Source organism: Streptomyces sp. NPDC102360 (assembly GCF_044766085.1).
Classification (GTDB): Bacteria; Actinomycetota; Actinomycetes; order Streptomycetales; family Streptomycetaceae; genus Streptomyces.
Genome location: NZ_JBIWLG010000006.1, coordinates 295,070 through 316,477 on the forward strand (window position 1 = coordinate 295,070; position 21,408 = coordinate 316,477).

The 21,408-nt window shown below is 70.7% G+C and carries 16 protein-coding genes; 11 read left to right on the forward strand and 5 right to left on the reverse strand.

Going from position 1 to position 21,408, the window contains the following annotated elements; all coding sequences use genetic code 11:
• Window positions 1-11 precede the first annotated feature (11 nt).
• Window positions 12-605: a TetR/AcrR family transcriptional regulator gene (locus ACIRHA_RS24750; protein WP_403849640.1), complete on the reverse strand. Its 594-nt coding sequence runs from the start codon at window positions 603-605 to the stop codon at window positions 12-14.
• Window positions 602-1,414, reverse strand: coding sequence for an SDR family oxidoreductase (locus ACIRHA_RS24755; protein WP_403849643.1), 813 nt, complete (start codon window positions 1,412-1,414; stop codon window positions 602-604). The genes ACIRHA_RS24750 and ACIRHA_RS24755 overlap by 4 nt, the downstream gene beginning before the upstream one ends.
• Window positions 1,415-1,461: 47 nt before the next feature.
• On the opposite strand from ACIRHA_RS24755, the gene ACIRHA_RS24760 reads away from it, so the two are divergent.
• From ACIRHA_RS24760 to ACIRHA_RS24775, 4 genes are all read left to right on the forward strand, one after another.
• Window positions 1,462-2,319, forward strand: coding sequence for an enoyl-CoA hydratase (locus tag ACIRHA_RS24760; RefSeq protein WP_403849646.1), 858 nt, complete (start codon window positions 1,462-1,464; stop codon window positions 2,317-2,319).
• Complete coding sequence (locus ACIRHA_RS24765) at window positions 2,316-3,455, forward strand: acyl-CoA dehydrogenase family protein (RefSeq protein ID WP_403849649.1); 1,140 nt, start codon at window positions 2,316-2,318, stop codon at window positions 3,453-3,455. Before ACIRHA_RS24760 ends, ACIRHA_RS24765 begins: the two co-directional genes overlap by 4 nt.
• Window positions 3,455-4,390, forward strand: a complete 936-nt coding sequence (locus ACIRHA_RS24770; protein ID WP_403849652.1) for an acyl-CoA dehydrogenase family protein — start codon at window positions 3,455-3,457, stop codon at window positions 4,388-4,390. Before ACIRHA_RS24765 ends, ACIRHA_RS24770 begins: the two co-directional genes overlap by 1 nt.
• 243 nt (window positions 4,391-4,633) lie before the next feature.
• Entirely contained in the window at window positions 4,634-5,536 is a 903-nt protein-coding gene (locus ACIRHA_RS24775) for a chitosanase (protein WP_403849655.1), read from the forward strand.
• 151 nt (window positions 5,537-5,687) lie between these two features.
• On the opposite strand, the gene ACIRHA_RS24780 is transcribed toward ACIRHA_RS24775, so the two are convergent.
• From ACIRHA_RS24780 to ACIRHA_RS24790, 3 genes are all read right to left on the reverse strand, one after another.
• Entirely contained in the window at window positions 5,688-7,151 is a 1,464-nt protein-coding gene (locus ACIRHA_RS24780) for a glutamate synthase subunit beta (protein ID WP_403849658.1), read from the reverse strand.
• Entirely contained in the window at window positions 7,144-11,763 is a 4,620-nt protein-coding gene (gene gltB, locus ACIRHA_RS24785; protein WP_403849661.1) for a glutamate synthase large subunit, read from the reverse strand. Before gltB ends, ACIRHA_RS24780 begins: the two co-directional genes overlap by 8 nt.
• A 360-nt stretch (window positions 11,764-12,123) precedes the next feature.
• Complete coding sequence (locus ACIRHA_RS24790) at window positions 12,124-12,855, reverse strand: VIT1/CCC1 transporter family protein (protein ID WP_403849664.1); 732 nt, start codon at window positions 12,853-12,855, stop codon at window positions 12,124-12,126.
• A 256-nt stretch (window positions 12,856-13,111) separates the two neighbouring features.
• Between ACIRHA_RS24790 and ACIRHA_RS24795 the strand changes: the two genes are divergently transcribed.
• From ACIRHA_RS24795 to ACIRHA_RS24825, 7 genes are read left to right on the forward strand one after another with little or no spacing between them, the layout of a single operon-like run.
• Window positions 13,112-14,131, forward strand: coding sequence for a LacI family DNA-binding transcriptional regulator (locus ACIRHA_RS24795; protein ID WP_403849667.1), 1,020 nt, complete (start codon window positions 13,112-13,114; stop codon window positions 14,129-14,131).
• Window positions 14,132-14,147: 16 nt separating this feature from the next.
• Complete coding sequence (locus ACIRHA_RS24800) at window positions 14,148-15,116, forward strand: carbohydrate ABC transporter permease (protein WP_403849670.1); 969 nt, start codon at window positions 14,148-14,150, stop codon at window positions 15,114-15,116.
• Entirely contained in the window at window positions 15,113-15,961 is an 849-nt protein-coding gene (locus ACIRHA_RS24805) for a carbohydrate ABC transporter permease (protein ID WP_403849673.1), read from the forward strand. Before ACIRHA_RS24800 ends, ACIRHA_RS24805 begins: the two co-directional genes overlap by 4 nt.
• The gene (locus ACIRHA_RS24810; protein ID WP_403849676.1) at window positions 15,961-17,280 is read left to right on the forward strand and encodes an ABC transporter substrate-binding protein; all 1,320 of its coding nucleotides are present in this window, start codon (window positions 15,961-15,963) and stop codon (window positions 17,278-17,280) included. The genes ACIRHA_RS24805 and ACIRHA_RS24810 overlap by 1 nt, the downstream gene beginning before the upstream one ends.
• A 60-nt stretch (window positions 17,281-17,340) precedes the next feature.
• A complete protein-coding gene (locus tag ACIRHA_RS24815; RefSeq protein ID WP_403849679.1) occupies window positions 17,341-18,441 on the forward strand; it encodes an ADP-ribosylglycohydrolase family protein in 1,101 nt (366 codons plus the stop codon).
• Entirely contained in the window at window positions 18,438-19,970 is a 1,533-nt protein-coding gene (locus tag ACIRHA_RS24820) for an ADP-ribosylglycohydrolase family protein (protein WP_403849682.1), read from the forward strand. The genes ACIRHA_RS24815 and ACIRHA_RS24820 overlap by 4 nt, the downstream gene beginning before the upstream one ends.
• Window positions 19,967-21,115, forward strand: coding sequence for an ADP-ribosylglycohydrolase family protein (locus tag ACIRHA_RS24825; RefSeq protein WP_403849685.1), 1,149 nt, complete (start codon window positions 19,967-19,969; stop codon window positions 21,113-21,115). The genes ACIRHA_RS24820 and ACIRHA_RS24825 overlap by 4 nt, the downstream gene beginning before the upstream one ends.
• Window positions 21,116-21,408 lie beyond the last annotated feature (293 nt).

A 21,408-nucleotide genomic window follows, 5' to 3' on the forward strand; every position in this document is an offset into this window, starting at 1 on the left:
TCCAGTCTCTTCTAAGAATGGTGGGGCTTGGCTATCCCGTCGAGCACCATCGCCAGGTACTCGCGGGCGATCTCCTCGGGGCTGTGTCTGCCGCCCGGCCGGTACCAGGACGCGGCGACCCACACGGTGTCGCGCACGAACCGGTAGGTGAGCCGGATGTCCAGGTCGGCGCGGAACGATCCGGCCGCCACCCCTTCCTGAAGGGTGGTCAGCCAGGTCTGCTCGAACTTGCGCTGCGAGGCGGCGAGGAACGCGAACCGCTCCCTGGCGGCGAGCGCCTTCGACTCCTTCTGGTAGATGGCGACGGCGGGACCGTGCCGGTCGATCTCCCGGAACGACTCGGTGACCAGGGCCCGCATCGTCTCGCGCGGATCGTGTCCGGCGGCGAGCACGGTGTCGTAGCGGCCCCACAACTCGTCGAGGAAGCCACGCAAGATCTCTTCGACGATCGAGTCCTTGGAGTCGAAGTGGTAGTAGAGGCTGCCCGCGAGCATCCCCGCGGCGTCGGCGATCCGGCGCACGGTAGTGGCGTCGTAGCCCTGCGCCGCGAACACCCCGGCCGCCGTGGCGAGGAGCTCTTGGCGCCGCTCGGGCGAGGGGCTCATGCGCGCTGGCTGCTGACGGAGACGGTCTCGCCGGTCATGTACGAGGAGTAGCCGGAGGCGAGGAAGACCATCACGTTGGCCACTTCCCAGGGCTCCGCGTACCGGCCGAAGGCCTCCTTCTCGGTCAACTCGGCGAGCAGTTCCTCCGATGTGACCTTCACCAGGTGCGGGTGCATGGCGAGGCTGGGCGCCACCGCGTTGACCCGCACTCCGTACTCGGCGGCCTCTATCGCGGCGGTCCTGGTCAGGGCCATCACGCCTGCCTTCGCGGCGGCGTAGTGCGCCTGTCCTGCCTGGGCGCGCCAGCCGATGACGGACGCGTTGTTGACGATCGCGCCGCCGCGCCCGGTGTCGCGGAAGGCGCGCAGGGCGGCCCGTACGCACCGGAAGGTCCCGTTCAAGGTGACGTCAAGGACCTTCGTCCACTGCTCGTCACTCATGTCGACGAGCGCCGAAGTACCGCCGAGGCCCGCGTTGTTGACGACTATGTCCAGCCCGCCATGCCGCTCGGCGGTGTGCGCGAAGAGCGCTTGCACCTGCTCCTCGTCGGTGACATCACAGGCGAGCGCGGAGACCCGCTCGGGGCCGAACTCGGCGGCGAGGGCTTCTTCGCTCTCCTTCAGTCGGCGCGCGTGCGCGTCACTGATGACGACGCGGGCGCCCTCCTCCAGGAAGCGGCGCGCGGTGGCGCCGCCGATCCCGGCGCCGGCGGCCGCGGTGATGACGGCACCGCGCCCGTCGAGCAGTTGGTGGCCCGAGACGTACGCGGGAGTGGTGGAGCGGGATCGGGAGTCCTCGACGCTGTCCATACTCATAAGCTAACCTACCAAACACTTGTTAGGGAAGGATGTCTCCGATGCCCACAGAACACACCGCACCGCAGCCCGTCCTGTTCGAGGTCAGGGGCCGGGTCGCCCACGTGACGATGAACCGGCCGAAGTACCGCAACGCGCAGAACTCGGCGATGACGTACGCCCTGGACTCCGCCTTCTACCGGGCCGCCGAGGACGAGGCCGTCAAGGTCGTCGTCCTCTCGGGCGCGGGCGAGCACTTCTCCGCGGGGCACGACATCGGGACGCCGGAGCGGGACGCGCATCTGCCGTTCGAGCGGCGGGCCGGGCTGTGGTGGGACCACTCCGACAAGCGGGGCGCCGAGTCGCGGTTCGCCCGCGAGTCGGAGGTGTACCTGGGCATGTGCAGGCGCTGGCGCGAGCTGCCGAAGCCGGTGATCGCCTCGGTGCAAGGGGCGTGCGTGGCGGGCGGGTTGATGCTGGCCTGGGTGTGCGACCTGATCGTGGCGAGCGAGGACGCGTTCTTCGCGGACCCCGTCGTCCGGATGGGGATCCCGGGCGTCGAGTACTTCGCGCACCCGTGGGTGATGCCGCCGCGGATCGCCAAGGAGTTCCTGTTCACGGGCGAGCGGATGAGCGCGCGCCGGGCGCACGAGGTGGGGATGGTCAACCGGGTGGTGCCTCGCGACGAACTGGCGGCCGCCGCGCGCGATCTGGCGGACCGGGTCGGCGAGATGCCGCGGCTCGGGCTCGCGCTGACCAAGCGCGCGGTGAACCAGGCGGAGGACCTCCAGGGCATGCACGCGGGCATGGACTCGGTCTTCGGCCTGCACCACCTGGCGCACGCGCACAACGCGGAGACGGCGTCGGACTCACTGGGCGGCATGGACGTGCACGCGATGAAGGAGGCGGGCGCCCGATGAACCTGGATTTCACACCGGACCAGGACGTGTTCCGCGAGGAGGCGCGGGAGTGGCTGGCGGAGCACGTACCGGCCGAGCCGCTGCCCTCCCTGGAGACGGCCGAGGGCTTCGCCGCACACCGCGCGTGGGAGGCCGAACTGTCCGCGGACCGCTGGTCGGTCGTCTCGTGGCCCGAGGAGTTCGGGGGCCGCGGCGTCGACATCTTCAAGTGGCTGATCTTCGAGGAGGAGTACTACGCGGCGGGGGCGCCGGGCCGCGTCTCGCAGAACGGCATCAACCTTCTCGCGCCTACGCTCTTCGACCACGCCACGGACGAGCAGCGGGCGCGCGTGCTGCCGTCGATGGCGAGCGGCGAGGTCATCTGGGCGCAGGCCTGGTCGGAGCCGGAAGCGGGCTCCGATCTGGCGGCGCTGCGCTCGCGGGCGGTGCGCACGGACGGGGGGTGGCTGCTGCGCGGGCAGAAGACGTGGTCGTCGCGGGCCGCGTTCGCCGACCGGGCGTTCGGCATCTTCCGTACGGACCCGGAGGCCGCCAAGCCCCATCACGGGCTCACGTACCTGATGTTCGACCTGCGCGCGCCGGGTGTCACGGTCCGGCCGATCGGCCGCATCGACGGCAAACCGGCCTTCGCCGAGCTGTTCCTCGACGACGTGTTCGTTCCGGACGAGGACGTGATCGGTGAGGTCGGCAACGGCTGGCGGATCGCGATGTCGACGACGGGGAACGAGCGGGGCCTGATGCTCCGCTCCCCCGGCCGTTTCCTCGCCTCCGCCGACCGGCTGCTCGGGCTGTGGCGGGAGCGCGGCGCGGATCCGGCGCTGCGCGACCGGGTGGCGGACGCGGTGGTGGGGGCGCGCGCGTACCAGCTGTTCACGTACGGCAACGCGTCGCGGTTCGCGGCGGGCGAGCAGATCGGGGCGGAGTCGAGCCTGAACAAGGTGTTCTGGTCGGAGTACGACATCGCGCTGCACGAGACGGCACTGGAACTCCTCGGCCCGGACGGCGAGTTGGCGGACGGCGAATGGGCGGAGGGCTACACCTTCTCCCTCGCGGGGCCCATCTACGCCGGTACGAACGAGATCCAGCGCGACATCATCGCCGAGCGCCTGCTCGGCCTGCCGAAGGGACGCCGCTGATGAGGTTCCTCCTGGACGCGGAGCAGGCCGAGTTCGGCCGCACGCTCGACCGGATGCTCACGGCGGCGGACACTCCGTCGGCGGTGCGCGCGTGGGCGGGCGGCGACGCCGGTCCCGGTCGCGCGCTGTGGGGGCGGCTCGCGGAGGCGGGGGTGTTCGCACTGGCCGTCCCGGAGGCATACGAGGGGGTGGGCCCGCTGCCCGTGGAACTAGCGCTGTCCTACGTGGAATTGGGGCGCCACGCGATACCCGGCCCGGTGGTCGAGACGGCGGCGGTGGCGGTGCTACTGAACGGTACGGAGGCCGCGAAGGAGTGGCTGCCCCGGATCGCGGCGGGGGACGTGGTGGCCACACTGGCCTCCGGGCCCTATGCGCTGGACGCGGACTCGGCCGACGCCGTGTTCCTCGTGGAGGGCGACACGGTGCGGCTCGCCGCCGGTCACGGACCACTGCGGGGGTCGGCCGACCCCGCGCGGCGGCTGTTCGTGCCCGAGGGCGGGGAGGTCGTGGCGCGCGGCTCGAAGGTCCGGGAGGCGGTGGAGATGGCATCGCTCCTGACGGCGGCGCAGTCGCTCGGCGTGGGCCTGGAACTGCTGCGCCGCACGGTCGATTACGTCCGGCAGCGCGAGCAGTTCGGCGTGCCGGTCGGCTCCTTCCAGGCGGTCAAGCACCGGCTCGCGGACGCGTTGGTGGGCCTGGAGTTCGCGCGGCCGCTGCTGTTCGGGGCGGCGCTCACGATGACGTCGACCGACATCGCGTCGGCGAAACTCGCGGCGGGCGAGGCGTCCTACGCGGCGGCCCGCGCGGCCCTCCAACTCCACGGAGCCGTGGGCTACACGGAGGAGTTGGACCTGTCCCTGTGGCTCCGCAAGGCACGCCCTTTGCGGGACGCGTGGGGGACACCGGCGGCGTGCCGAGCGGTGGTGGTCGGATAGGCCACCGTTCCTGTTGCGCGGCACCGTGGTGCCGCCTTGCCCACCCTGCCGCCCAAGGCGGCAGATTGCCCAAGGCGACGGGGCAGACGGAGCCGCGCACATCAAGCCCCGCACTTTCGACGAGAGCCAGCGGGGTCCGGGGCGGAGCCCCGATCTTTTCAGCCCCGCCGGCGTTTGAGGCGCGGGGGCCGGGGCAGAGCCCCGAGAGCGCAACGCCGGTGCCGGGCACATAATCTGTGCCGCATGAAACGCGCGGGCTGCCTGCTCCTCTCCCTCGTCGCCGTGGCCCCACTCGCCACGGCCGCCGTCTACCTCCTGTCACCGGACGACGACCCCGCACCGCACGCGCGGACCACCGCCTCCGCCCCCGCCCACCCCGGCAACCAGTCCGAAGCGGAGCGCAAAGCCGACGACAAGGCGATCGCGAGCCTGCCGCCCGGCCTCGCCGCCCCGCGGAAGAAGGACCTGGCCCAGCAGATCGTCGCCAGCGCCGAGAACTCGACCCTCAACTGGCGCGGCCAGTACGGCTACATCGAGGACATCGACGACGGCCAGGGCTACACGGCCGGCATCATCGGCTTCTGCACCGGCACCCACGACCTGCTGACCCTGGTCGAGCGCTACACCAAGGCCCACCCGGACAACGGCCTCGCCCGCTACCTCCCGGCCCTGCGCAAGGTCGACGGCACGGACTCCCACAAGGGCCTCGACCCCGGCTTCACCGCGGCGTGGAAACAGGAGGCCACGCGCAAGGCCTTCCAGGACACCCAGGAGAAGGAACGCGACCGCGGCTACTTCGACCCCGCGGTCCGCCTCGCCAAGCTCGACGGCCTGGGCACGCTCGGCCAGTTCATCTACTACGACGCGATGGTCCTGCACGGCCCCGGCACCGGCCCGCACGGCTTCTACGGCGTGCGCGAGGCCGCGCTCAAGGAGGCCGACACCCCGTCCCAGGGCGGCAAGGAGAAGGCGTACCTGGACATCTTCCTGGACCTGCGCCGCAAGGCCATGAAGGCGAAGAACCCCGACCGGGACACGACCCGCATCGACACGGCGCAACGCCAGTTCCTCTACGACGGCAACCTGTCCCTGAAGGCACCGCTGACCTGGAAGGTCTACGGCGAGACCTTCCACATCCCGGGCTGAACCGACCTGAACCGGGCCGAACGCACCGCGACGCCCGCCCAGCGTCCGGTCGGGGACTATAGGGCGAGCGTCGCGCTCAGTTCCGTACGCCGTTGTACGGGACGTCTATTGACGGCCTGTCAGGCCACGCGGGTCACACGGACCGCAAGGATCACACGGTCAGCGCGCGGTCCGTCGGCCGGATCGGGGCATGCAGCTCCGACGCCCCCGTCAGGAAGCGGTCCACGCCGCGGGCGGCCGAGCGGCCCTCCGCGATGGCCCACACGATGAGGGACTGGCCGCGGCCCGCGTCACCGGCGACGAAGATGCCGGGGACGTTGGTCTGGAACTCGTCGTCGCGGGCGACGTTGCCGCGCGCGTCGAGGTCGAGGCCGAACTGCGAGACCAGACCGTTCTCCTGGTCCGTGCCCGTGAAGCCCATCGCCAGGGTGACCAGCTGAGCCGGGATCTTGCGCTCGCTGCCGGGCTTCGGCGTGAGCTTGCCGTCGATGAACTCGACCTCGTTGAGGTGCAGCCACTGGACGTTGCCGTCCTCGTCGCCCTCGAAGTGGGTGGTGCCCGCCGAGTAGATGCGCTCGCCGCCCTCCTCGTGTGCCGAGGTGACCTTGTAGAGCATCGGGAACGTCGGCCACGGCTGCGTGGTCGTGTTCCGGTCGTCGTTCGGGCGCGGCATGATCTCCAGCTGCGTCACCGAGGCGGCGCCCTGACGGTGGGCGGTGCCCACGCAGTCGGCGCCGGTGTCACCGCCGCCGATCACGACGACGTGCTTGCCCTCGGCGGTGATGGGCGGCTGGACGTAGTCGCCCTCCTGCACCTTGTTGGAGAGCGGCAGGTACTCCATCGCGTAGTGGATGCCGTTCAACTCGCGGCCGGGGACCGGGAGGTCACGGGAGACCGTCGCACCCGCCGCCACGACCACGGCGTCGTAGCGCTTGCGCAGGCCCGCGGCGTCGATGTCGCGGCCGACCTCGACACCGGTGCGGAACTTGGTGCCCTCCGCGCGCATCTGCTCGATGCGGCGGTTGATGTGGCGCTTCTCCATCTTGAACTCGGGGATGCCGTAGCGGAGCAGGCCGCCGATGCGGTCGGCGCGCTCGTAGACGGCGACCGTGTGTCCGGCCCGCGTCAGCTGCTGGGCGGCGGCCAGACCGGCCGGGCCCGAGCCGATGACGGCGACGGTCTTGCCCGACAGGCGCTCGGGGATCTGCGGGGCGACGTCGCCCCGGTCCCACGCCTGGTCGATGATCGAGACCTCGACGTTCTTGATGGTCACGGCCGGCTGGTTGATGCCGAGCACGCACGCCGACTCACAGGGAGCCGGGCAGAGACGACCGGTGAACTCCGGGAAGTTGTTGGTCGCGTGCAGGCGCTCCTGCGCGGCCGACCAGTCCTCGCGGTACGCGTAGTCGTTCCACTCGGGGATCAGGTTCCCCAGCGGGCAGCCGTTGTGGCAGAACGGGATGCCGCAGTCCATGCAGCGGGACGCCTGCTTGCTGATGATGGGCAGCAGGGAACCGGGAACGTAGACCTCGTTCCAGTCCTTGACGCGCTCGTCGACCGGGCGGGTCTGCGCGACCTCGCGGCCATGGTTGAGAAAGCCCTTGGGATCAGCCATTGGTCGCCGCCTCCATCATCTTCTCGGTGGTCTCGGTCTCGGAGAGACCGGCTCGCTCGGCGGCGTCCTTGGCGGCGAGCACTGCCTGGTACGTGCTGGGGATGATCTTGCTGAACCGGGCCACCGAGGCGTCCCAGTCGACGAGGAGCTTCTCGGCCACCGTCGAGCCGGTCTCCTCGGCGTGCCGGCGCACCACGTCGTGCAGCCACTGCTTGTCGGTGTCGTCGAGGGCACCGACCGCCGGCTGGAGCGCGGCGTTCACGTTGTCGGCGTCGAGGTCGATGACGTACGCGATGCCGCCCGACATACCGGCCGCGAAGTTGCGGCCCGTCTCGCCGAGGATCACCGCGTGGCCGCCGGTCATGTACTCGCAGCCGTGGTCGCCCACGCCCTCCGAGACCACCGTGGCACCGGAGTTGCGGACGCAGAAGCGCTCGCCGGTGCGGCCGCGCAGGAACAGCTCGCCGCCCGTCGCGCCGTACGCGATGGTGTTGCCGGCGATCGTCGAGTACTCGGCGAGGTGGTCGGCGCCGCGGTCCGGGCGGACGATGACGCGGCCGCCGGAGAGACCCTTGCCGACGTAGTCGTTGGCGTCGCCCTCCAGCCGCAGGGTCACGCCGCGCGGCACGAAGGCGCCGAAGGACTGGCCCGCGGAGCCCGTGAAGGTGATGTCGATGGTGTCGTCGGGCAGGCCCGCGCCACCGAACTTCTTCGTCACCTCGTGGCCGAGCATGGTGCCGACCGTGCGGTTGATGTTGCGGATGGCGACCTGGGCGCGCACCGGCTGGGCGTCCGTCTGGTCGTTCGTGGCGAGGGCGTCGGCGGCGAGCTTGATCAGCTCGTTGTCGAGCGCCTTCTCCAGGCCGTGGTCCTGCTCGATGATCCGGTGCCGGACGGCGCCCGCAGGCAGGTCCGGCACGTGGAACAGCGGCTCCAGGTCGAGGCCCTGCGCCTTCCAGTGGTTCACGGCCCGCTCAGTGTCGAGGAGTTCGGCGTGGCCGACGGCCTCCTCGATGGAGCGGAAGCCCATCTCGGCGAGCAGCTCGCGGACCTCTTCGGCGATGAACTGGAAGAAGTTGACGATGTACTCGGCCTTGCCGGAGAACCGCTCGCGCAGCGTCGGGTTCTGCGTCGCGATGCCGACCGGGCAGGTGTCCAGGTGGCAGACGCGCATCATGACGCAGCCGGAGACGACGAGCGGCGCGGTCGCGAAACCGAACTCCTCGGCGCCGAGCAGCGCGGCGATCAGCACGTCGCGGCCCGTCTTCAGCTGGCCGTCGGTCTGGACGACGATGCGGTCGCGCAGGCCGTTGAGCAGCAGCGTCTGCTGGGTCTCGGCGAGGCCGAGCTCCCAGGGACCACCGGCGTGCTTGAGCGAGGTGAGCGGCGAGGCACCCGTGCCGCCGTCGTGACCCGAGATCAGGACGACGTCCGCGTGCGCCTTGGACACACCGGCCGCGACCGTACCCACGCCGACCTCGGAGACCAGCTTCACGTGGATGCGGGCCTGCGGGTTGGCGTTCTTGAGGTCGTGGATCAGCTGAGCCAGGTCCTCGATGGAGTAGATGTCGTGGTGCGGCGGCGGGGAGATCAGGCCCACGCCCGGCGTCGAGTGACGCGTCTTGGCGACCCACGGGTACACCTTGTGGCCGGGCAGCTGGCCGCCCTCGCCGGGCTTGGCGCCCTGGGCCATCTTGATCTGGATGTCGTCGGAGTTGACCAGGTACTCGGAGGTCACACCGAAGCGGCCGGAGGCGACCTGCTTGATCGACGAGCGGCGCGCCGGGTCGTACAGGCGCTCCGCGTCCTCGCCGCCCTCACCGGTGTTGGACTTGCCGCCCAACTGGTTCATGGCGATGGCCATCGTCTCGTGCGCCTCTTGCGAGATCGAGCCGTACGACATGGCGCCGGTCGAGAAGCGCTTGACGATCTCGGAGGCCGGCTCGACCTCGTCGATGGAGATCGGCTCGCGGCCCTCGGACTTGAAGTTGAACAGGCCGCGCAGCGTCATCAGACGCTCGGACTGCTCGTTCACGCGGTCCGTGTACTTCTTGAAGATGTCGTAGCTGCCCGAGCGCGTGGCGTGCTGGAGGCGGAAGACGGTCTCCGGGTCGAACAGGTGCGGCTCGCCCTCGCGGCGCCACTGGTACTCGCCGCCGATGTCGAGCGCGCGGTGCGCGGGCGCGATGCCGGAGGCGGGGTACGCCTTGGCGTGCCGGGCGGCGACCTCCTCGGCGATGACGCGCAGGTCGGCGCCGCCGATCTTGGTGGTGGTGCCGTTGAAGTACTTCTCGACGAAGGCCTCGTCGAGGCCGACGGCCTCGAAGACCTGCGCGCCGCGGTAGGAGGCGACGGTCGAGATGCCCATCTTGGACATGACCTTGAGGACGCCCTTGCCGAGCGCGTAGATCAGGTTCCGGATCGCGTCCTCGGCCTCTATGTCCTTGAGGAACGTACCGGCGCGAACCAGGTCCTCGACCGACTCCATGGCGAGGTACGGGTTGACGGCCGCGGCACCGAAACCGATGAGCAGCGCGACGTGGTGGACCTCGCGCACATCACCGGCCTCGACGAGGAGGCCCACCTGGGTGCGCTTCTTCGTACGGATGAGGTGGTGGTGGACGGCCGCGGTGAGCAGCAGCGAGGGGATCGGCGCGTGCTCGGCGTCCGAGTGCCGGTCGGAGAGCACGATGAGGCGGGCGCCGGCCTCGAGGGCGGCGTCGGCCTCGGCGCAGATCTCGTCGATCCGGGCGGCGAGCGAGTCGCCGCCGCCGTGCACCCGGTACAGGCCGGACAGAGTCACGGCCTTCATGCCGGGCATGTCGCCGTCGGCGTTGATGTGGATGAGCTTGGCAAGCTCGTCGTTGTCGATCACCGGGAAGGGCAGGGTGACCGCGCGGCACGTGGCGGCCGTGGGCTCAAGGAGGTTGCTGCCGGGGCCCAGCGGGGAGCGCAGCGAGGTGACGAGCTCCTCGCGGATGGCGTCCAGCGGCGGGTTGGTGACCTGCGCGAACAGCTGCGTGAAGTAGTCGAAGAGCAGCCGCGGGCGGGCGGAGAGCGCCGCGATCGGGGTGTCCGTGCCCATCGAGCCGATCGGCTCGGCGGCGGCCTTGGCCATCGGCGCGACGAGGATGCGGAGCTCTTCCTCGGTGTAGCCGAAGGTCTGCTGGCGGCGCGTGACGGAGGCGTGCGTGTGCACGATGTGCTCGCGCTCGGGGAGGTCGGAGAGCTCGATCTCGCCGGCCTCGAGCCACTCCTCGTAGGGGTGCTCGGAGGCGAGAGCGTTCTTGATCTCGTCGTCCTCGATGATGCGGTGCTCGGCGGTGTCCACGAGGAACATCCGGCCGGGCTGGAGCCGGCCCTTCTTGACGACCTTGGCCGGGTCGATATCGAGGACGCCCACCTCGGAGCCGAGGACGACGAGGCCCTCGTCGGTCACCCAGTAACGCCCTGGACGCAGACCGTTGCGGTCGAGAACGGCGCCGACCTGGGTGCCGTCGGTGAAGGTGACGCAGGCCGGGCCGTCCCAGGGCTCCATCAGGTTGGAGTGGTACTGGTAGAAGGCGCGCCGGGCCGGGTCCATGGAGGCGTGGTTCTCCCAGGCCTCCGGGATCATCATCAGGACGCTGTGCGGCAGCGAACGGCCACCGAGGTGCAGCAGCTCAAGGACCTCGTCGAAGGAGGCGGAGTCGGAGGCGTCCGGCGTACAGACCGGGAAGATCCGCGAGAGGTCCTCGGCGTTGCCCTTCGCGCCGAACAGCTCGGAGCCGAGCTGCGACTCACGGGCACGCATCCAGTTGCGGTTGCCCTTGACGGTGTTGATCTCACCGTTGTGCGCGACGAAGCGGTACGGGTGCGCGAGCGGCCACGACGGGAACGTGTTCGTGGAGAACCGGGAGTGCACGAGCGCGATCGCGGATGCGAAGCGGCGGTCGGACAGGTCCGGGAAGAAGGGCTCCAGCTGGCCGGTGGTCAGCATGCCCTTGTAGACGATCGTGCGCGCGGAGAGCGACGGGAAGTACACGTCGGCCTCGCGCTCGGCGCGCTTGCGCAGCACGAAGGCCTTGCGGTCGAGCGCGATGTCCTTCGAGGCGCCGTCCGCGACGAAGATCTGGCGGAACGCGGGCATCGTCGAGCGGGCGGTGGCGCCGAGGAGCTGCGGGGCGACCGGGACCTCGCGCCAGCCGAGGACGTTCAGGCCCTCTTCGGACGCGATCGTCTCGATCTTCGAGACCGCGCTTTCGGCCTCCTCGGTGGCGTCGTCCCCGGGCAGGAAGGCGATACCGACGGCGTACGCACCGGCCTCGGGGAGGTCGAAGTCGACCACCTCGCGCAGGAAGGCGTCCGGAACCTGGGACAGGATGCCCGCGCCGTCGCCCGAGTCGGGCTCGGAGCCGGTGGCACCGCGGTGCTCCAGGTTTCGCAGAACGGTCAGCGCCTGCTCGACCAGCGTGTGGCTCGCCTCGCCGGTGAGGGTGGCCACGAACCCGACGCCACAGGCGTCGTGCTCATTACGCGGGTCGTACATGCCCTGGGCAGCAGGGCGAGCATCCATGTGCGACCAGGTCTGGCCGCTGTTGGAATGCTGGGACGGCTGGCGCGAGGTACGCATCGGCTCTCCCGTCGTCGTCGTGGCAAGGAACGTGCCGAGGGACGACGTTGGCCCTCTGCTGAGAAGTGCAGCTCACTGCGGAGAAGTGCAGCTCAAAAAATTTCGTGCAGATTACATGATGGGTCGGTTCTCGGGAACCGGATACTGCGTTCCAACATGCGGACACCGCGGGTGGCGGCGGAAGAGGCCTCGCCGGGCAGATCGATGACCGAGGGCCGGGGTGGTGCTGGCGTGCGCCGCGGGCCTCATTGCCCCCAGCGCTTACGGCTCATGCCCCGTGGTCAAGTAATCGAAACCGCGCGGTAACGACTACTTATGCAAGAGGCTGTATAGGCATCTTCAGGCCACGGCCGCGACCCGTCAACCAGCAAAAGTCCCGAAGACGCTCCCCAGGAGATACGTCACACCCGCCGCGGCGGCACCGAGGGCCAACTGCCGCAAGCCGCTGAACCACCAGGAACGCGCCGTCACCTTGGCCACGACCGCCCCGCACGCGAAGAGTCCGACGAGCGCGAGCAGCACGGCGGGCCACAGCGCGCTCGCCCCGAGCAGATAGGGCAGCACCGGGATCAGGGCGCCGAGCGCGAACGACCCGAAGGACGAGACGGCGGCGACCATCGGCGAGGGAAGATCACCGGGGTCGATGCCCAGCTCCTCGCGCGCATGGATCTCCAGGGCCTGCTCGGGGTCGCGCGAGAGCTGCCTCGCCACCTCGTGCGCGAGCTTCGGTTCGACGCCACGGGAGACGTACAGCGCGGCGAGCTCCTTCTCCTCGTCGGCCGGATGCTTCCGCAACTCGCGGCGCTCGACGTCGAGTTCGGCCTCGACCAGCTCGCGCTGGGAGGCGACGGAGGTGTACTCGCCGGCGGCCATGGAGAAGGCTCCGGCGGCGAGGCCCGACAGGCCGGTGATGACGATGACCTGCTGCGAGGCGGCGCCGCCCGCGACGCCGGCCATGAGCGCGAAGTTGGAGACGAGCCCGTCCATCGCGCCGAAGACCGCGGGACGCAGCCAGCCACCGTTGACATCACGGTGTGTGTGGTTGTCCCGGTGGGCGTCGTGCAGTGCTGCCCCGGTCTCGATGATGGTCATGCTCGTGAACCCCACTCCCCTGCGACTGCTGTTTCTACGAGTCCGAAAGTACGCGCGAAAAATCGGCCCTGCCAGCAAGGAAGGCCGTACTTACCTGCGGTTTTGCGCCCTGCGCAACACGCTGACCTCCACCTTCCCGAACGGGCCGGTGACTTGGATCACAGGAAACACGCGTTGACGGGCCGGAAACGGGGGAGCAACATCCGTAAACGTTTCCAGCAACGGAAAACGTTTACAGAAGACGGGGAGGAACGCGGTGCCGAAGCCGACGATCATCTCCATCGCCGAGCGCGCCGGGGTCTCCATCGCGTCCGTCTCCCGCGTGCTCAACGGGATCGGGGCCCGCCCCGCGACCGTCGAGAAGGTCGAGCGCGCCGCCGCCGAACTCGGCTATGTGCCCAACGCGGTGGCCCGCTCCCTCAAGGACGGCCGCACCCGCCAGCTCACCTTCGCGATGCCCGACATCGGCAACCCCGTGTACGTGGCGATGGTCCGCGCCATCCAGTCCGTCGCGAAGGCCGCCGGGTACCGCCTCCTCCTGCACTCCACGGACGCCGTCGCCGAGGACGAGCTGGCCGTGCTCCGCAGCCTCGGCGACCGCACCAGCGACGGCCTCATCCTGTGCCCCATCCGCATCACGGACGCCCATGTGGACGCGCTGCGCTCGGCCTCGGGACCGGTCGTCGTGATCGGTTCGCTGCCCGGCGGCGTACCGGTCGACAGCGTGCGTGCCGACTCCGTCGAGGGCGTCGCGCTCGCCGTGCGCCATCTGTACGAGACGGGCCGGCGCCGCATCGCCTTCGTCAACGGCCCCGCGGACACGGTCCCCGGGCGCAAGCGCGGCGAGGGCTTCCGCAAGGCCGTCGCGGACTGCGGCCTCGCATACGAACCGGAGCTCGTCGTGCACACGGACTTCGGCATCGAGTCCGGGGCCGCGGCCACCGAGGCGCTCCTCGACCTGAGGCCCGACGCGGTCTTCGGCGCCAACGACCAGCTGGCGCTCGGCGCGGCCCGCGCCCTGCACGCCCGCGGACTGCGGATCCCCGAGGACGTCGCCGTCGCGGGGATGGACGACAGCGAGCTCGCGCAGGCCGGCTGGCCCCCGCTGACCAGCGTCGACCTGGGCTCCACGGAGCGCGGGCGGCGCGCGGCCGAAATGCTGCTGCACCGCCTGACCAGTACCGAAAGCCCCGAGAACCCCGTCCCTCACAGCACCACCGCCCGTCCCCGCCTCGTCGTCCGCGCCTCCACGGGCCGGGCGGCGCCCGACAGTTGAGACATCGAGGATTGTCATGAGTCTCACCGCGCCACGGGACAGTGCCGTCCCTGGCAGCCGCGGCACACCACCTCCCCGTACGCCGGGTCAGCGCAAGCGAGCGCTGGGCCTGGACCGGGGCGCGTGGTTCCTGCTGATGCCCGCGCTGATCCCGATTCTGATCCTCAGCGTGGGCCCGCTCCTGTACGGCCTCTCACTCGCGTTCACCGACTCGCAGGCGGGCCGGACCTCGCCCACGCAGTTCGTCGGCCTGGACAACTTCCTCGACCTGCGCCACGACTCGCTGTTCTGGGAGTCGTTCCGGATCGGCCTGGTGTGGGCGGTGTCCGTGACGGCACTCCAATTCGTGCTGGCGCTCGGCCTCGCGCTGCTGCTCAACCAGAATCTGCGTTTCCGCTGGCTGGCCCGCACCCTGGCGCTCGTCCCGTGGGCGATGCCGGAGGTCGTCGTCGGCATCATGTGGCGGCTCGTCTACCACTCGGACGCGGGCGTCCTGAACAAGACGCTGACCCAGTTGGGGATCATCCACGAGAACGTCGACTGGCTCGCGGACCTGTCGTACGCGCTGCCCGCCGTGATCGTCGTGGGCGTGTGGGCGGGCATGCCGCAGACGACGGTGGTGCTCCTCGCCGGGCTGCAGAACGTGCCGGTGGAGCTGCGGGAGGCCGCTCAGCTGGACGGCGCGGGCCTGTGGCGCCGCTTCGCGGCCGTGACCTGGCCGGCCCTGAAGCCGGTGGTCATCGCCATCACGGCGCTCAACTTCATCTGGAACTTCAACTCCTTCGGCCTGGTCTACGTGCTGACGCAGGGCGGGCCCGGCGGCCAGACCCGGCTCCCGATGCTGTTCGCGTACGAAGAGGCCTTCAAGTACGGGCAGTTCGGATACGCCGCCGCGATGGGCCTGGCGATGGTCGCGGTGATCGCGGTGCTGCTGACGCTGTTCCTCCGTAAGAAGTTGAAGGAAGATGTGGAGGCGGCAGCATGAGCGCGAGTACGACACTCCCCCGGGTCGCGGGCCGTACAGGTCAGTACGCAGCGCTGCTCTGCTACATGATCTTCCTCGCCTTCCCGTTCCTCTGGCTGATCTCGACGTCGTTCAAGTCCCCGCAGGAGCTGGGCGCGATCGACCCGAGCTGGCTGCCGCGGCATCCGAGCCTGGACAACTACCGCGCCGCGTTCGACGCGCAGCCACTGCTCCGCTCCGCGCTCAACAGCCTGGTCGTCGCGGTCAGCGCCTCCGTGATCTCGGTGGCGATCGCGGTCCCGGCCTCGTACGTCATGGTCCGGTACAGGACCCGCGTCAGCCAGGCGGGCACGGGCTGGATCCTGGTCAGCCAGATGTTCCCGTTCGTGCTGATCATCATCCCGCTGTTCCTGGTCCTGAAGAACCTGCAAATGATCGACAGCCTCTTCGGCCTGATCATCGTCTACGTCGTCTGGAACCTGCCCTTCTCGCTCTGGATGCTCCAGGGCTACGTGAAGTCGGTGCCGCGTGAGCTGGAGGAGGCGGCGGCGATGGACGGCGCGGGCCGCCTGCGCACCCTCACGAGCGTGGTGCTCCCGCTGCTCACTCCCGGCCTGGTGGCGACGCTGATGTTCAGCTTCGTGACCGCCTGGAACGAGTTCTTCTTCGCCCTCGTCCTCCTCAAGTCCCCGGAGAACCAGACGATGTCGGTCATCCTCACCCGCTTCCTCGGCGCCGAGGGCGTCGCCGACCTCGGGCCGCTCGCCGCGGCCTCGGTCCTCGCCACGATCCCCAGCCTCGTCTTCTTCGCGCTGCTCCAGCGGCGGCTTGTGGGCGGCATGCTCAGCGGGGCGGTGAAGGGCTGATGCGCGTACGGAAGTTCACCGCGGCGGCCGCGGCCGCGCTCTCGCTCGCCCTGGTCACCGGCTGCTCCGGGTCCGGTTCGGACTCCGAGTCGGCGGACGGCACGGTCACCCTCGAATTCCTCAGCCTCGCCTGGCAGAAGGAGTCGATCGAGGCCAACAAGGCGCTGGTGAAGCAGTGGAACGACACCCACGACAAGGTCAAGGTCAAGTACGTCCAGGGCGTCTGGGACAGCATCCACGACCAGATGCTGACCTCCTTCGAGGGCGGCAAGGCGCCGGACATCTTCCACGACGACGCCTCCGACCTCACCGACTTCGGGCACGGCGGCTACCTCGCCGATCTGAGCCCCTACCTGCCGAAGTCGCTGCGCGCGGACATCCCGAAGGCGTCCTGGGCCACGACGACGTACGGGAAGAAGATCTACGGCATCCCGTTCCTCCAGGAACCGCGCGTGCTCGTCGTGAACGAGAAGCTCCTGAAGCGCTCGGGGGTGCGTGTGCCAACCGTCCAACACCCTTGGTCCTGGGCCGAGTTCGAGCAGGTGAGCAAGAAGCTCACACGCGACAAGAACGGTGACGGAAAGCCCGAACAGTACGGCGTCGCCTGGTCGATGAAGGAGCCCGTCACCCAGTCCGTGAACCTCGCACAGTCCACCGGCGGCAAGATCTTCTACAAGGACGCGGACGGCAGGAACGAGATCCGCTACGGCGCCGCGGACTCGGCCGTCGCACGGCTGATCAACCGGCAGGTCGACAAGGCGCACACCGCGCCGAAATCGGCGCTCGGCATGGCCGGCTCGGACACGCTGCCCGGCTTCTTCGCGGGCAAGTACGCGATGCTGCCGCTCAATTTCTCGTTCCGGCAGCAGGTCCAGCAGCAGGCCCCCAAGGGCTTCGACTGGACCGTCCTGCCGATGCCCGCGGGCTCGGGCGGACTGGCCCAGGGCGTCGCCCCGCAGACCCTGTCCGTCTCCGAGGACAGCAAGCACAAGAAGGCGGCGGCCCGGTTCATCGCCTTCCTCACGCAGGCCGACCACCAGGTCCAACTGGCGCGCGGCGACTGGCTGTTGCCCACCAGCAGGCAGGCCCTGAAGGACCCGTCGCTCACCACGGAGAAGTACGGCTGGAGGACCGGCTCGGAGCTGGCCGCCTCGCTGCGCCCGTCCCCGGTGCTCGGGGTGCGGGGCTACGCCGAATGGAAGGACAAGATCGCCACTCCGGCCTTCCAGGAGTACTACAACGGCGCGTTCGGCGTAACAGAGCTGCGCAAGCGCCTGGCGGACGACGGCAATCTGATTCTGAACCGCTACCAACGCTGAGCCGCCCCATCGCCCCATCGGTACGACCAGCACAACCCCAGAGATGAGCACGAACACACCATGAGCGTCAGCGTCGAACCGGATCCTCCGGCGGACGACACGGCGGGACCGCGCAGACTCCACACGGTCCCGCCCCCTCAGCCCCCTGCCGCGATCTCCCTGCGGGACCGCGCCCGCGGGGCGCTCCTCGGCCTCGCCGTCGGTGACGCGCTCGGCGCACCCGCGGAGAACATGAAGCCGTCCCAGATCCGCGAACGCTGGGGCCGCATCGAGGACTTCGTCTCCGCCGACCCGGCGGGCACGGACGACACCGAGTACGCGATCTTCTCGGGCCTCCTCCTCGCCGAGCACGGCGCGGGCCTCACCATCGAGCACGTCGAGCGGGCCTGGCACACGTGGATCGCGGACCGCGACGAGGGCCCGTTCAAGGGCGCCGGTTTCAGCGAACGCGGCACGCTCGAGAACCTCCGCCGGGGCCTCGCCGCCCCCATCTCCGCCCAGCACCGGCACGCCTGGAGCGACGGCCTCGCGATGCGCGCGGCGCCCTTCGGGGTGTACGCGGCGGGCCGCCCCGCCGAGGCGGCCCGTCTGGTGTCGATCGACGGCACGGTGTCGCACGACGGGGAGGGCATCCACGGCGGCCGCGCGGTCGCGGCGGGGGTCGCGGCGGCGATGGTCAGCCACAACCCGGACGCGGTGGTGCAGGCGGCGCTCTCGGTCGTCCCCGACGACTCGTGGACGGCACGCTCCCTGCACCGCGCGGTCTCGGCGGCGCGGCGGGCCCGCCGTGACCCGGACGGCACGCAGCTCTCCATGGAACGGGCGGTCCGCAAGGCCGTCGTCATCGGCGGCTACCCGTGGACGGACCTGGCCCCGGAGGCGGTCGGCCTGGCCTTCGGCGCGTTCGCGGTGGCCCGCGGCGACTTCCGCGAATCGGTCCTCACAGCGGTCAACATGGGCCGCGACGCGGATACGACGGCGGCGGTGGCGGGCGCGCTTGCCGGTGCCCTGTGCGGCGAGTCGTCCATCCCGCCGGCCTGGGCGTCCGCGATCGGCCCGGTCCGCGGCAGCTGCCTCCCGTCGATGGCGGGCCGCCACGTCCTCGACGTAGCGGACCACCTGACACCTCCGCCGCCGGACCGGACGGGGGCCGTGGCATGAACCCCGATCACGCCACGGGGCTCCGCCCCGGACCCCGCGCCTCAAACACCGGCGGGGCTGATATTGCCGATCCGACCCCCGATGAAGCCCCTGCGGCCCACTCAGGCGCAGCCCCGGAAAATCAAGCCCCTGCGGCGATTGAGCAGCGGGGTCCGGGGCAGAGCCCCGATCTTGAAGCCCCGCCGGCGATTGAGGCACAGGGTTCGGGGCCGAGCCCCGACTTTCAAGCCCCGCCGGCGTTTGAGGCGCGGGGTCCGGGGCAGAGCCCCGATCTTTCAGCCCCTGCGGCGATTGAGCCGAATCAAGCCCCGCCGGCGATTGAGGCGCGGGGTCCGGGGCAGAGCCCCGAGGCCGCAACCGCATCCGCCGCAACAGCAACGGCAGACCGCATCCACGGCCTCCTCCTGGGAATCGCCGCAGGGGACGCCGCCGGCTGGCCGTCAGGGCGGCACCGTGCGGCACGGCTCCCCGACTGGACCCGCCGCCTCACCCGCGAACTCGACACCTTCGCCGAGCAGAACGCCACCACCACCCTCCCCGTCCCCATCGCCCTGAACCAACCCCCGGAACCCCTCCGCCTCGGCCCCTCCGACGACGCCGAATGGGCCGCGTTCACCGCCTTCGCCGTCCTCTCCGCCCACGCCGACGGCCTCGGCGACCTCGACCCCGACCACCGCGTCCGCTCCTCCCTCTCCCTCGCCTGGAACACCCTCGCCGACGAGATCTCCGCGGCAGCGGCCCACGCCGACGAGATCGAATCCGCCGACATCCCCCTGCGCGCCCGCATCTCGGTCCGCGCCGGCCTCGGCAACCTCGCCGCGGGCCTGCGCCCACCCGCCACCGGCCACGACAACCCGCACTACTTCGACGACGCGGCCTGCGTCCGCGCCGCGGTCCTCGCGGTCGTTCACCCGGGCAGGCCCGAACTCGCCGCGGACCTCGCCGAGTTCGACGCCCGCTACACCCAGGACGGCGACGGCGTGCACGGCGCCCGCGCCATGGCGGCGGCCGTCGCGACCGCGCTCGGCGGCGCCGACGTCGACACCTGCGTGGACGCCGCACTCGCCCAGCTACCGGCCGGCACCGAGATCCACCGCAACGCCCACCGAGCCGTGGAACTCGGCCGCGCCGCGGCGGCGGACCGCCCAGGACAGCCCGGCAACGCGTTCGCGCTGGTCCCCGTCCTGGAACACGAGATCGTCGACCACGTCTACAGCTACGGCATCGCGGCGGCCGAAACCGTCCCGGTGGCGCTCGCGATGGCGACGGCGGCCGCGGGGTCGGTCACCGAGGCCGTACCCACCGCGGCCTGCCTGTCCCGCGTCGCGGACTCGGCGCCCGCCCTGACCGGCGCCCTCACCGGCGCGATCGGCGGCGCCCAGGCGCTGCCGCACACCTGGCGGGACGCCTGCGACATCCTCGCGGGCTGCGCGCTGCCGCAACTCGCGGGAACCGAGCTGACGACCCTGGCCGGACGGCTCGCCCGCGCCACCACCAACTCCCTTGCAGCGGAAGGAACTTCGGCATGACCACCGTTTCCCTGGAGGACCGCACCACCGGCGCCCTGGTCGGCGCGGCCGTGGGCGACGCGCTCGGCGGCCCCGTCGAGGGCTGGACGCCGGAGGCCATCGCGGAGCGGCACGGCGGCCGGGTCCGCGGCATCGTCGAACCCTTCTACAAGGACGACTGGAAGACGGCCCGCCCCATCGCCCCGTACCACAAGGGCGACGGCCACGTCACCGACGACACCTTGATGACGCACGCGCTCGTCCGGGTCTACGAGAAGGTCCGTGACCACCTCGACGCGTACGCGGTCGCCGACCACCTCGTCCCCGACCTGATCACCACCCCCCGCTGGATCCCCGAACTCGAGGCGGAGGCCCTCCCCCTCCAGCGCCTCTTCCTCGCCGAGAAGTGGATCGTCGCGCGCATCCACTACGGGCATGTGGACCCGCGCGAGGCGGGCGTCGGCAACATCGTGAACTGCGGCGCGGCGATGTACATGGCCCCGGTCGGCGCGGTCAACGCGGGCAACCCGCTGAAGGCGTACGAAGAAGCCCTCGACGTCGCCGGCGCGCACCAGTCCTCGTACGGCCGGGAGGCGGCGGGCGTCTTCGCGGCGGCGGTCGCGGCGGCGTACAAGCCGGGCGCGACGCCCGAGTCCGTCGTCGAGGACGCCCTCGCCCTCGCCAAGGACGGCACGCGGTCGGCGATCGAGGCGGTCTGCGAAGTGGCCTCCCGCCACGACGACTTCGAGAACGCGCTGAAGCCCCTCCGGGAAGCGGTCACCCCCTTCGACACGGTCGGCCCCGAGTACCGCAAGCCGTCGCTCGGCGCCCGCCGCCCCTCCCGCCTGCACGCCATCGAGGAACTCCCGGTCGCCCTCGGCATGCTCCTGGTCGGCCGCGGCGACTTCCGCCACACCGTCCTCGGCTCGGTCAACTACGGCCGCGACTGCGACTCGATCGCCACGATGAGCGGGGCGATCGTCGGCGCGCTGTACGGGGAGGGGGCCGTGCCCAAGGAGTGGAGCGCCGAGATCGCGCGGGCCAGCAAGTTGGACCTGCACGGTCCTGCGGCCTCGCTCGCGCGGGTCACGCGTGAGGTGTACGCGAAGGACCTCGACCGGCGCCGCGCCCATGATGCCGCGTTCGCGGCGGTGGCGGGGTCGTGATGCTCCGGCTGACGTGGGTCCAGCCCGAGGATCTGATCGGTCACGAGTTGCGCCAGGCGGTGCAGGACGGCCGGGACGCGTCTTCGGTGGAAGCTCGTTGGTTGGCGGCGGGCGGCCACCTGGCCCCGGACCGGGCGGGTTCGTCCACCACCCCGGCGAGCCCCGCCCTTCGGCAGCTGGCCGAGCACCTCCTCGACGACCTCGCCGCGCTCCCCTCCCCTCTGCCGGAACCGACGGACCTGGCGCGAATCCAGTCGCTGACCAAGCAACCTCCCCCACCCCACCCCTTCCCG

Excerpts from the sequence above, each read along its gene's own strand:
- ACIRHA_RS24760 (WP_403849646.1), top strand. The coding sequence starts at position 1,462 with ATGCCCACAGAACACACCGCACCGCAGCCCGTCCTGTTCGAGGTCAGG.
- ACIRHA_RS24805 (WP_403849673.1), top strand. The coding sequence starts at position 15,113 with ATGAGCGCGAGTACGACACTCCCCCGGGTCGCGGGCCGTACAGGTCAG.
- ACIRHA_RS24825 (WP_403849685.1), top strand. The coding sequence starts at position 19,967 with ATGACCACCGTTTCCCTGGAGGACCGCACCACCGGCGCCCTGGTCGGC.
- ACIRHA_RS24770 (WP_403849652.1), top strand. The coding sequence starts at position 3,455 with ATGAGGTTCCTCCTGGACGCGGAGCAGGCCGAGTTCGGCCGCACGCTC.
- ACIRHA_RS24780 (WP_403849658.1), bottom strand. The coding sequence starts at position 7,151 with ATGGCTGATCCCAAGGGCTTTCTCAACCATGGCCGCGAGGTCGCGCAG.
- ACIRHA_RS24820 (WP_403849682.1), top strand. The coding sequence starts at position 18,438 with ATGAACCCCGATCACGCCACGGGGCTCCGCCCCGGACCCCGCGCCTCA.
- ACIRHA_RS24790 (WP_403849664.1), bottom strand. The coding sequence starts at position 12,855 with ATGACCATCATCGAGACCGGGGCAGCACTGCACGACGCCCACCGGGAC.
- ACIRHA_RS24810 (WP_403849676.1), top strand. The coding sequence starts at position 15,961 with ATGCGCGTACGGAAGTTCACCGCGGCGGCCGCGGCCGCGCTCTCGCTC.
- ACIRHA_RS24775 (WP_403849655.1), top strand. The coding sequence starts at position 4,634 with ATGAAACGCGCGGGCTGCCTGCTCCTCTCCCTCGTCGCCGTGGCCCCA.
- ACIRHA_RS24750 (WP_403849640.1), bottom strand. The coding sequence starts at position 605 with ATGAGCCCCTCGCCCGAGCGGCGCCAAGAGCTCCTCGCCACGGCGGCC.
- ACIRHA_RS24815 (WP_403849679.1), top strand. The coding sequence starts at position 17,341 with ATGAGCGTCAGCGTCGAACCGGATCCTCCGGCGGACGACACGGCGGGA.
- gltB (WP_403849661.1), bottom strand. The coding sequence starts at position 11,763 with ATGCGTACCTCGCGCCAGCCGTCCCAGCATTCCAACAGCGGCCAGACC.
- ACIRHA_RS24755 (WP_403849643.1), bottom strand. The coding sequence starts at position 1,414 with ATGGACAGCGTCGAGGACTCCCGATCCCGCTCCACCACTCCCGCGTAC.
- ACIRHA_RS24800 (WP_403849670.1), top strand. The coding sequence starts at position 14,148 with ATGAGTCTCACCGCGCCACGGGACAGTGCCGTCCCTGGCAGCCGCGGC.
- ACIRHA_RS24765 (WP_403849649.1), top strand. The coding sequence starts at position 2,316 with ATGAACCTGGATTTCACACCGGACCAGGACGTGTTCCGCGAGGAGGCG.